Source organism: Hyalangium versicolor, assembly GCF_020103695.1.
Lineage (GTDB): Bacteria > Myxococcota > Myxococcia > Myxococcales > Myxococcaceae > Hyalangium > Hyalangium versicolor.
Genome location: NZ_JAHXBF010000007.1, coordinates 232,950 through 244,432, shown reverse-complemented (window position 1 = coordinate 244,432; position 11,483 = coordinate 232,950). Strand labels below are relative to the sequence as shown.

General features: G+C 69.7%; 7 protein-coding genes. 3 read left to right on the top strand and 4 right to left on the bottom strand.

Features of this window, described 5'->3' with window-relative positions; translation table 11 throughout:
• Positions 1-15: 15 nt before the first annotated feature.
• Genes KY501_RS16735 through KY501_RS16725 form a run of 3 tightly spaced genes read right to left on the bottom strand, consistent with a single transcriptional unit; the run spans position 16 to position 5,313 of the window.
• A complete protein-coding gene (locus KY501_RS16735) occupies positions 16-3,045 on the bottom strand; it encodes an efflux RND transporter permease subunit (RefSeq protein WP_224364354.1) in 3,030 nt (1,009 codons plus the stop codon).
• Between the two features lie 5 nt (positions 3,046-3,050).
• Entirely contained in the window at positions 3,051-4,118 is a 1,068-nt protein-coding gene (locus KY501_RS16730; protein ID WP_224364140.1) for an efflux RND transporter periplasmic adaptor subunit, read from the bottom strand.
• Complete coding sequence (locus KY501_RS16725; protein ID WP_224364139.1) at positions 4,108-5,313, bottom strand: TolC family protein; 1,206 nt, start codon at positions 5,311-5,313, stop codon at positions 4,108-4,110. Before KY501_RS16725 ends, KY501_RS16730 begins: the two co-directional genes overlap by 11 nt.
• 174 nt (positions 5,314-5,487) lie before the next feature.
• On the opposite strand from KY501_RS16725, the gene KY501_RS16720 reads away from it, so the two are divergent.
• A complete protein-coding gene (locus KY501_RS16720) occupies positions 5,488-6,084 on the top strand; it encodes a class IV adenylate cyclase (RefSeq protein ID WP_224364137.1) in 597 nt (198 codons plus the stop codon).
• A gap of 394 nt (positions 6,085-6,478) precedes the next feature.
• Positions 6,479-10,195 carry a serine/threonine-protein kinase gene (locus KY501_RS16715; protein ID WP_224364135.1) on the top strand — a complete coding sequence of 1,239 codons (3,717 nt, stop codon included), beginning with the start codon at positions 6,479-6,481 and terminating at the stop codon, positions 10,193-10,195.
• A gap of 12 nt (positions 10,196-10,207) precedes the next feature.
• On the opposite strand, the gene KY501_RS16710 is transcribed toward KY501_RS16715, so the two are convergent.
• Positions 10,208-10,621, bottom strand: a complete 414-nt coding sequence (locus KY501_RS16710; RefSeq protein ID WP_224364133.1) for a hypothetical protein — start codon at positions 10,619-10,621, stop codon at positions 10,208-10,210.
• Positions 10,622-10,786: 165 nt separating this feature from the next.
• Between KY501_RS16710 and KY501_RS16705 the strand changes: the two genes are divergently transcribed.
• The gene (locus KY501_RS16705; RefSeq protein WP_224364132.1) at positions 10,787-11,434 is read left to right on the top strand and encodes a hypothetical protein; all 648 of its coding nucleotides are present in this window, start codon (positions 10,787-10,789) and stop codon (positions 11,432-11,434) included.
• Positions 11,435-11,483: the final 49 nt, after the last annotated feature.

The following is an 11,483-nucleotide window of genomic DNA, read 5'->3' as shown; positions in this document are numbered from 1 at the left end:
CTTCTCATCCGGGCTTCAGTTTCCTCCCATGCCAGGTGGCCGCACCCGGCGGCGCGCCAGCACATAGGCGGAGGGCAGGCCCCACAGCACCACGAGCGTGGAGAGGGAGAGCCCGCCGAGGACGGTGATGGCGAGCGGGCGCTGCAGCTCCGCGCCCTCACCCAGCCCCAGCGCCAACGGTACCAACCCCAGCAGCGTGGCCAGCGTCGTCATCAGGATGGGGCGCAGGCGCACGCTGGCAGCGCGCTCGACGGCCGCCTGGGCGCTCAGCCCCTCCGCGAGCCCCTCCTCGGCGCGATCCAGGAGCAGGATCCCGTTCTTCACGACGAGCCCCACCAGCAGGATGCACCCCATCAGCGAAGAGACGTTCAGGGGGATGCCTGTGAGGCGCAGGATCGCCAGCCCCGCCGCGATACCCACGGGAGCTGTTCCCAGGATGAGCAGCGGCAGCAGGAGGCTGCGGAAGTGGAATGTCAGGACCAGGAAAACGCTGAAGGTGGCCAGGGTGAGGACGAGCACCAACTCCCGGAAGGAGGCCTGCTGACTGTCACGCTGGCCGCCCAGGATCAGCTCGACTCCGGGCGGGGGTTTCAGGTCCGCGAGGCGGGTCTGCACGTCCTGGATGACGCCGCCCAGATCCCGGTTCTCCAGCCGTCCCGTCACCGCGATGAGCGGGCGCAGGTTGTCGGCGAGCAGCTCCGAGGGCAGGCACTCGTGGCGGACGCGCGCTACCTGCATCAGGGGCACAGTTACTCCCGAGGCCAGCCGAAGCCGAAGCCGCTCGAGCACCTGGGGCTCCAGCCGCTCCGGATCCTTCAGCCGTAGGCGCACGTCGATCAGCCGGCCCTCGTGTGGCACCGCGCTCACCACCTGCCCCAGCAGGGCCGTTCGGACCTGGGCCGCCACGTCCTGCGCGCTGAGCCCCAGCCGCCCCGCGACCGGGAGCGCGACATCCAGGTGAAGCTCCGAGGTGCATCCGGCCACTCCATCGTACAGATCCACCAGGCCGGGGATGTCCTTCAGGCGGTCAGCCACCTGGGGGGCGAACTCCTGGAGGGCATGGACGTCCGGCCCCTGGAGCTTGACCTCGACGGGGTCCGGGTTGCCCTCCAGGTCGGAGAGGATGTCCTGGAGCAACTCGACGAACTCAACACGGACTCCGGGCACGGCCGCCTCCACCCGTCCGCGGGCTTCCTCGATGACGTCCGCCCCGGAGCGGCTCCGTGAGTGTTTCAGGGCCACCGTGATGTCGCCTGTGGAGGATTCGGTGGCAGCGGGGGGACCTAGCTCGGCGCCCAGGCGGCGGCTGGTGATGTCCACCTCCGGGAGGGCTGCGACGGTCGCCTCGATCTGCTGCCCCAGTCGATCTGCCTCGGAGATGGAGGTCCCGATCGGCGTGAAGTAGTCCACCACGAAGGCTCCCTCATCGAGCTCGGGGAGGAAGCCCGTCCCGATCCCGGAGGCGAACACGGCGAGCAGCAGGGTGAGCGCCGCGACCCCTCCCACGGTCCATCCCGGGACACCGCTGAGCCGATCCAGCCACTTCCGGTGGAAGCCTGTGCCCGGCATCTCGTGCACTCCCTGGGGGGTGAGCAGCCAGCCACAGAGCAGGGGTGTCAGGGTGAGCGCCACGGCCAGGGAGAGCAGCACCGCGACGGAGAGCGTGAACGCCAGCGCGGCGAAGAACTGGCCGGAGACGCCGGACAGCAAGGACAGGGGCGCGAAGACCACCACCGTGGTGAGCGTGGAGTTGGTGACTGGCCAGGCAATCTCCCGAAGCGCATCCGCCGTGGCGGCCCAGCGCTCCATTCCGGCGGCGACGCGGCGGTACACGGCTTCGACCACCACGACCGCGTCGTCCACGACGAGGCCGATCGCGACAGCCAGCCCCCCGAGCGACATGAGGTTCATCGTCCCGCCCGAGAGCCAGAGCGCCGCGAACGTCATGGACAGGGTGGTGGGGAGCGCCGCGGCGGCGGCCAGCATGGCCCGCCAGGAGCGCAGGAAGGCTCCGACCACGACGAGCGTGAGCAGGCCGCCGATCGCGACGGCGTCGCGGACATTCACCACGGAGCGGGTGATGAGCCCCGCCTGGTCATAGGCGACGAGCACCTCGATGCCGGGAGGCAATTCGGTGCGCAGGCGCTGAAGCTCCGCGTCGATGTCTCGAGCCAGGGTGATGGCGTCGGCGCCGGGGCGGCGGCCGATGTTCACCAGCGCCGAGGGCTTGCCGTTGGCCGAAGTGCGGGACAGGCGGTCCGCATGGCCCTCTTCCACGCGAGCCACGTCTCCGAGCAGCACGGGGGCCTCCGGAGTGCCGCCCACGACGAGCTGGGGCAGCTCATTCAGGCGCTCCACGGGCCCTTCCACCACCACCATCTCCTGACGGTAGTGGATGTCCACACGGCCTGCGGGCTCCAGCTTGAGCGCGTCTCCCACCGTGGTGGCCAGCTGCGGCAGGTCCAGCCGGGCCTGCTCCAGCCGCGCGGGATCGACCGTTACCTCCACCTCGCGCGTGTCTCCTCCCACGACGTCCACGCGTCCCACGCCTGGCAGGCCGGCCAGCCTCGGGCGCAGCGTGTAGAGGGCGAAGTCGCGCAGCCGGGCCTGCTCCACTGAGCCTGTGACAGCGAGCGTCCGGATGGGAAAGGATGAGGCGGTCAGGCGCTCTGCGGTCAGCTCTACCTCCGGCGGCAGCGAGCCGCGCAGCTCGCCCAACCGGGCGTTGACGAGCCCCAGCGCGCGATCCATGTCGGCGCCGGGCTCGAACCAGAGCGACACTTCGGCTGCGGCCCGGATGGTTCTCGAGCGCACGCGGCGCACGCCCAGCACCGTGGACAGGGCCTCCTCCACGGGGCGGGTCACCGATAACTGGAGCGTCTGCGCGCTGCCTCCTGGGAGCGTCGCCGCGACGACGATTCGGGGGAATGACACCTCCGGGTAGAGGCCGCCAGGCAGGCGCTTCAGAGCGACGAAGCCGAAGAGGCACAGCGCCACCGCGAGGGTGCTCAGCCCCGGAGCGTGCCGCCGCAGGAGGTCCACCACCCGCTTCAACGCGTTACCTCCACTGAGGTCCCTTCCGGCAGTGAGTAGCCTCCCTCGACGATGACGCTCTCCCCGCCCTTGAGCTCTCCCTGCACCACGGCTTGACCCGCCTCTTCGGAGAGCACCGTCACGGGAACGGTGTGGACCTTGTCTTCCTCGACGAGCGCCACCCCGAGGCCGCCATCCTCCGCGGGCACGAGCGCTGAGGAGGGCACCTGGGCCGCGGGGCTCTCCTCACCGGTGACGATGCGTGCCTGGGCGACGCCGCTGAGCCGCAGCGCTCCCTCCGGATTGGGGACGCGGATGCGGACGAGCACGTTGCCATTCTGCGCATCGACGGCAGGCGAGACGCTGACCACCTGAGCGGTGCGGGGTTCGGGCAACCCCTGCACGGAGACAGCGGCGGATTGTCCGGCGCGGAGCCGGGCAGCCTCATCCTGTGTCACGAAGGCCCTGAGCTCCAGCGGGTCGGTCGCAGTGACCTGGACGACTGGCTGCCCATTGCCGTCCACGGCCTCTCCCTGCCGGAAGAAGACGGCCGTCACGAGTCCATCGAAGGGCGCTTTGAGCTCGGCGTGGCGGGCCTTGCGTTGGGCGAGCTCTACGGCGGACCGGGCGCGTTGCTCCGCCGCCACCGCGGCAGTCTCGGCGCTGCGATCCTGCTCTGCGTCCTGTCGCGCCGCGACTCCGCGCTCCACGAGGAGCTCCGTCCTCGCGCGCCGGGCCTCGGCCGCCCGAGCCGCCGCGGCAGCCTCCTTCGCCGTGGCCTCGGCCTGCTGGAGCTCATCGGTCACGGGCCCGGTCTCCACCTCCCCGAGCACCTGACCCGCGCGCACCCGGTCTCCCTCGGCGACGGAGATCAGGGTGAGCTGACCGGGCACCAGGGAGCCGACCTTGACGTCATGACCTGGGGGCGCAGCGAGCACTCCTGTCACATGCAGCGCCCGAGCGGCCGGGCCCCACCGCACCTGGGTGACACGCACGCGTGGCTGAGGGAGCGGCTTCTCCTCGGGAGGAGGGGGCTTGCAGGCGGTGGCGGCAAGACAGAGCCAGAGCGCGAAGCTAGTTCTCATCAAGAGGCACTCCCGCTGCGAGTTCGAGCGCGGCGAAAGCCGTCTGCGCCGTGAAGGCCGCTTCGGCGGCCTGGTTGCGGGTCTCCGTGGCCGTGCGCCGAGCGTCGTTCAGTGCGGACAGGGGAGTGCGTCCCGCGCGGTAGGCATCGATCGCCATGCGCTCCAGGAGCTCCACGGAGGGGAGGATCTCCTGGGGGAACCGCTGGAGCGCGGCCAGGGCCGAGGAGAGGCGTTCGTGCGCCGCGATGATCTCCATGCGCCGCCGTTGGTGTTCCTCCTCGGCTTGAGCCTTGGCCAGCCGGAGCGCGGCCGCCGCTCGATCCAGCTCTCCTCGCCCGAATCCTGGCACCTGCACGTCGAAGTCGATGGAGCCTCGGAGGAATACGTTCGCGCCGTGAGCGCCCTCTCCCTCCGTGGCAATGCCAACCGTGGGGGAGGGCCAGCGCTCGCGTCGCACGGCCCGGAGCGTGGCCTCCGCGGCCGCGATGTCCCTCTCTCTCGCCAGCGCCTGAGGTGCCTGCTCCGCCCGGGTGAGAATCTGCTCCAGAGAGGGGAGGGGCGGCGCATCAATGTCGGTGGGCTCCAACAGGCGGTGCGGTTCCCGGCCGAGGAGCACGGCCAGCTCCGCGGAGGTCGCGGCCACCTCTCCCCGCAGGGCCAGCACCTGCGCCTCGGTGGAGGCGCGGGCCAGCCTCGCTTGCACCAGCTCCATCTCCGGGCCAGCCCCCGTCTCGAAGCGAAGCCGGGCTGCTTCCTCGGACGCTCGTGCCAGCTCGAGTGTCCGTTCTCCCGCTGCGGCGAGCTGCCGCGCGCGAACGAGCGAGAAGTAGGCCCGCCGTGCGTCCGCGCGGGCTCGGGCCTGGTGGGCGTGCAGTTCGTGTGTCGCGCTGAGCCCTCCCTGCTCGGCGGCGGAGACCCGGGCCGCACGCGCTCCCGGAACCGGGAGCTTCTGTGCGAGCCCTACGGACCAATGGGGATCGTTCCATCCCGCGCCCACGGCCACGGTGAGCGGGGGCAGGGTGCGAGCGGACTCGACCTCTGCCTGGGCGATCTCCGCCTGGGCCTGGGCTCCGGCGAGCCCAGGTTCTCGCGCGGCTGCTTCCGCGAGAGCGGTCTCCAGGCGCAGCGTGTCTCCTGCCTGCGCTGGGCCAGCGCTATTCAGGGCGAGGAGCAACGCAATGATGGCAGGGTGCATCGGCATCTCTGGGGAGTGGACCGCGAGGAACTAGCACGCAGCTCTTGTGCGGCTCGCAAGCTGAGAGACTTCTCATCTGGCGCTCATGGCTCGCACTGTGAGTTGAGCCACAGCTGAGAGAAGTCTCATCCGCGGCTCGACCTGTTCTCACGGTCCCATCCCACCCTACGGCTCATGCGCGAGATGGAACTCAAGAGTGTGGTGGACGACCTTCTCCTCAGACGGCAGAGGGTCGAGGCCATGGGCGGTCAGTTGCTCTTCAGTGGATTGATGGAGGACCGGTACTACGACCCTGGAGCGTCGGCCTTCGGTCCGGGCGAGAAGCTGCGCATCCGCACATTCCAGGGCTTGGGCACGACTCGTACGGAGCTCACCTGGAAAGGCCACGCGACGCGGGAGCGCGGCTACAAGGTCCGTGAGGAATTGTCGACCTTCGTGGAGGACGGGCAGATCTTGACGGAGATCCTGGCTCGGCTCCGGTTTGTGCCGGCGCAGGTGATCGAGCGGGAGGTGTGGATCTACTCATGTGCTGGAGCCATCGTCCGCTTCGAGCAGTACCCGGTGATGGACGTCCTCGTGGAGGTGGAGGGGGAGCCCGAGGCCATCGAGCAGGCCATTCAGGCAACGGGGCTGCCGCGAGAGGGCTTCACTCCGGAGAGCAAGGCGGATTTCTTCCAGCGCTTCGAGCAAAGGACCGGGAGCACGGCGCAACTCTGCCCATCTTCCGACCGAGGTCGCCTGCTTCCAAGCTGGAGCCTCTCCGCTCGCTGACCGAGCGGGGGGAGCCTGGGGCTTCAAGAACTTGGGGGGGTTCAGCGGTTCTGATCCCCGCATGCAGGCGTCCGAGGTCGGAAGAGGCGACACATGTCGCACTGAAGTCCATACCTCTTCGGGTGACCCCCCACCTTGTGAGCGATCGCCCGCTGCGCGGGTCTGACCTGATAGGGCGGATGGGCAGCTTGCACCCACCCGCCAGACTCAAGGAAGCTCAAGGCCTTGGAGGTGCTCCCGAAGACGATCTCCCCCCGCCAAGATGGTATCCTACGCAACAGGTAGGCCCGCCTCCGCAAAGGCCGCCTGATCAGAAGGTGTCGGATACACTGGAAACCTGATATTTCTCCTCCCTGCCCGCCTCCCTGTGACCAGCCCTACGCCTCGGCTCCCGATGAGCGACGAAGACAAGACTTCAGTCCTCGACGAGCGTAGCCGGCCCTCGACTGCGCTGCTGGAGGAGCCTGCCGGCACCCCCATCACGATGTCGCACGCCCGGCCAACGGATCGCCGGTCGCTGGACCCTGGCACGCTGGTGCGCGGGCGCTACCGCATCGAACGGGTGCTCGGGGAAGGGGGCATGGGGCGCATCTGGCTGGCCGAGGACCTCCAGGAGATGCGTCAGGTGGCGCTCAAGGAGATGCAGGTCCCTGAGGGCTTGAGCCCCTCCAAGGTGGAGGAGCTGGTGCTGATGTTCAGGCACGAGTTCTTCGCCATGACGAAGCTGCAGCACCCCGGCACCCTCAAGGTCTTCGACTGCGGGATGACCGAGGCCGGCAACCGCTACATCACCATGGAGGTGGTGGGTGGCCAGGACCTGAGCTCGGTGGCTCGCGAGCAGCCTGTCGACACGCGCACCCTCTACCGCATCCTGATCCAGATGGCCCAGGTGCTGGCCTTCATCCATGCGCGCCTCTATGTCCACTGCGACATCAAGGCCAGCAACGTGCGCATCATGGAGGACGGCACCATCAAGCTGATGGACTTCGGCGTGATGCACCAGCTGGGCACGCCGAGCCCCGGCAAGCTCAAGGGCACGCTGGAGTACATGGCTCCCGAATGGCAGCGCGGCGCCAACATCGATGGGCGCGCCGACCTGTACTCGCTGGGCGTCATGGCCTACTTCCTCGCCACGCGCCGGCTGCCCTTCAAGCGCCAGAGCCCCGCCGCGCTCCTGGCCGATCACCTCACCCGGCCTCCGCCCAAGCCGGCCACCATCTGCCCGGTGGATCCGGCCCTGGAGGAGATCATCCTCCTGCTGCTGGCCAAGGATCCCATTGACCGGTACCAGAACGCGGGCGAGTTGGTGGAGGCGCTCTGCCGCGCCAGCGGTGAGCCGCTGCCCGAGGAGCCGCTGTCCGCGCGCGCCAGCTACCTGCACGTGCCTCAGGTGGTGGGCCGCGAGTCGGAGCTGGAGCAACTCGTGAACTCGCTGGCGGAGGCGGACTGGGGCCAGTCTCGCGCCGTGCTCCTGGGCGCTCCCGCCGGAGTGGGCAAGTCCCGGCTCCTCCAGGAGTTCGAGCTCCGGGCCAAGCTGTCGGAGATCACCTTCTGTCTGGGCCAGTGCCGCGCCGAGGGACTGGCGCCTCTGGCCCCGCTCACCCAGGCCCTGCGCGGTCTCGTCCCGCTCACGTCCTCGGAGTTGCTCGAGCGCCTCGGGCCCTTGCTCGGCCGGATCGTTCCCTCGCTCGCCACCGGCCCGACGCCTGCCTTCAAGGATGCCGGCGCGGAGCAGATCGCCATCTTCAGCGCGCTCACCGAGTGGGTGCAGTCCGTCGCGCAGAACCACCTCTTCGTCCTCTGTTTCGAGGATCTCCAGTGGGCGGACTCGGCCACGCTCGAGGTGCTCAACGTCATCATCCGCGCGCTGCACCACACCCGCGGCATGGTGGTGGGCTCCTATCGCTCGGATGCGCTGAGCCGGCTCAGCATCGCCTTCCAGACGGTGGAGGAGGGCCTCACCTGGCGGCTGGATCTGGCCCCGCTCACGTCCCGGCACGTGGAGACGCTGGTGCAGTTGGCACTCCCCGGGCTGCAGGTGCCTCCGGACTTCGTCACGCGGCTGCACGCCACCACCGCGGGCAATGCCTTCTTCGCCACCGAGTGTCTGCGCGCCCTGGTGGAGGAGGGGGCGCTGCGGCGCCTGGGTGGCCGGTGGATGGCCACCAGCGATCTGGCCACGCGCAAGCTGCCGACGACCATCGAGCAGGCCGTCCTCGAGCGGGTGGCCGCGGCGCCTCCGGATCGCGTGGCGCTGCTGCGGCGGCTGGCTCCCGCGGGGCGCAGCCTGGATCTGCCCATGGTGCGTGCCCTGGCGGGCATGATCGAGGTGGATCTGTTCCAGGCGCTGGATGATCTCGTCGCGCGGCAGTTCCTCCAGCTCATCGAGGGCCGCTACGTCTTCACCCACGACACCGTCTATCAGGCCATCTACGACAGCACGCCGGAGCTGATGCGGAAGGCCTACCATGGCCGCGTCGCCGAGGTGCTCCAGTCGTTCCGGCACGACAACCCGCACATGGACCGGATGGTGGGCTATCACTTCGCCCGCTCCACCCAGCCTCAGCGCGCCATCGAGCCGCTGATGCGCGCGGGGCAGGCCGCCATCGGAGCCCAGGCGCTGCTGGATGCCACGCACCTGCTCAAGGAGGCGGCCGAGCTGCTGGAGCTGGAGCAGCGCACGCCCGAGCGCGTCGGGCAGATGATCCGCACCTGGGCCACGCTCATCGAGGTCGGCTACACGAGCGATCCTCCCACCACGCTCACCTACGCGGAGAAGCTCTTCCAGTACTGGGAGGACACCGTCGATCTGGAGGCGGGCCGCCGCGAGGCGCTCGAGCAGCTCGATGCGGCGCGCACTGCTCCCCAGCCCGAGCATGCCCGGCTGCTGCGCCAGGTCTTCCGAGAGATTCCCATCTCCGCGGACATGGCCCCCGTGGATGTCTTCTGGAAGAAGGCGGAGCTTCAGATCCTCCAGAGCATCGCCATGGCCATCATGGGCGTCACCGAGGACTTCCAGGCGCTGCTGGAGCGCGTGGAGAACGAGCACCCGGTGGACTCGCCCTACCGGGCCGGCGCCCTCATCGCTCGGGCCGCGCTGAGTTCGCACACCGGGTTGTTCGCGGGCGTGCTCAAGGCCCAGCGCGAGCAGGTGGAGCGGCTGCGCACCTTCCGAGACTCCGTGGAGCGCCCCTCGCCCCGGCTCGCATGGGCGCTGGGCATGGGGTGCTATTTCCTCAACATGGTCCGCGGCCTGCGCGGCGAGCCGCTCGACGCCGAGGCCACCCGCGATGGCTTCGAGCTGGCCGAGACCTTCGGCTTCACCGACATCCGCGTCTACCACCTCTTCACGCAGATCGTCCGCGCCTCCTTCACCGGCGATGCCTCCGAGCTGAACCCCACGCTCCTCGAGAAGAAGGAGCTCATCCGCCGGCTCGGCAGCCCGCGCCTGCCCGAGCGCAACCTCGCCATCTACACGCCGCCCTACTACCTGGAGCGCGGCGAGCTGGATCAGCTGGAGGCCGTGCTCGCCAAGGGCCAGACGCTGGCCAAGGTGCTCCCGGGCGACCGGTGGTTGCAGCTCTATGTCCAGGCGTACTCGGCCTGCCGCGATGTGCTCGCCAATGACGTGGCCGCGGCTCGCGAGTCCCTGCCTCGGGCCCTGACGCTGTCCCACTCGGGCGAGTTCCGCATGGAGACGCTGGTGCGCGTCTACCAGTCCCGCTTCGAGCGGGCCCAGGGGTGTGAGGAGGCCGCGCGCGAGGCCGCCGAAGAGGCCCTGGCTCGGGCGCTGGAGCCCGAGATGGAGAACCCCTTCGACGAGATCCTCGCCCGCCGGGCGCTGGCGCCGCTGCTGCCCGTGGACGAGGGCATGGCCCACCTGACGCGGGCGCTCGTGCTGGCGGGGGAGTCTCGCAACGTGCTGCAGCAGGGGCTGGTGCACCTGGGCATGGCCGAGCTGTGGATGTCACGCTCGCCCATGGATGCGTCCCGGGAGCTGGAGGCGGCCGAGCGCTTCTTCAACTCGGCGCGTGCTGTCTACTGGATCTCCCGCGTCGCCATCCTGCGCGAGCAGGTGGTCCAGAAGCTCGGGCTGCGCACCACGGCGTAGCCCGCGCGGGCCTCAGGCGTCCCGGTACCGCAGGCCGAGCCGCGTCAGGTGATCCACTCCCAGCCGCACGGGCGAGGCGTGGTAGCTGACGACGTACACATCCACTCCCTCCGCCACGGGCAGCAGGGCCAGCCCTCCCAGGTGCAGGGCCCGGGCGTTGGCCTCGTCGCTCAACTGGGGCAGCGGTAGGTCTCTCGCCCGGCCTTCTCGCAGCGCCCGGCGCCAGGGCGCCACCAGGCTCGTGCCCAGCAGCGGGCGCTGCTCGGTGGCGATGAGGCCCAGCACGTCGAGATCCTCCGAGGACAGGTGGACCGGATCCGCGTGGTAGTCCCACACGTGCACCTCCAGCTCCAGAGGCGTGGCGCAGAACTCGAGCTCGCCCTTGCGCACCACGGGCGGCTCCACGGGTGGGGGATGCCCCGTCACGGGAGGGGGCTCCCGTGAGGAGGAGACTCGGAAAGGGCGTTCATGGAACATGTCGTGGCGCGACGGGTCATACATGGACTCGCGCCCTGGGAGCCAGTGGACCGTGGACGGGGGCCAGCCCCGTCGCTACGGTGCAAGGATGGCCTCGACTCGCGGAGCCCGCCCATGAACGTCCTCGTGCACCTGGCCACCGCGCTGACGGGCCTGGCGCTCGCGGTGATGCTCCTGGTGCTCAACTTCTGGCGCGCCATCCTCTATCTCTTCCCCGCTCGCGTCCGCGTCGAGCCTGATGCCCCGGGCGACCAGATGAACCTGCCTGAGGACTTCGAGCCGGTGGCGCAACAGCTTCAGGCCCTGGGCTTCATCCCGCTCGGCAGTCACGAGGAGAAGCCGCCCCTGCGCCGCACCAGTCTTTCTTATGACTACGCGCATCCGGCCGAGCGCGTCTTCGCCACGCTCCACCGGGGGCCGGACGCCTCCCCGCGTCTCTACTTCCTCACCCCCCTGGCTCCCGAGGGCTTCGTCATCACCGCCGGCTATCGGCGTCCAGGGCTCGACATTCCCGGGCGCTACCGTTCGGGGGGGCTGCCGGACGCCTCTCCCGAGCGCCTCTTCCGGGCCCACCTGCGGCGCCTGGAAGGTTTGAGCCCCATGGGGGACTTCACGTGGGAAGGACGCGTGGAGGCCGGGCGTTCATGGTACCGAGGGCTCGGGCAGAAGGAGATCCGCAAACAGAACCTGACGGGTTTGCTGTGGACGGTGGCGGCGCTTGCCCTGGTAGCCAGTGCGTTTCTGGGGGGGCGTGCCCGTTGAAGCAGAGCCGGGGTCACGTTAAGGAGCCTGGGTTCCTGGTCCTGGAGCC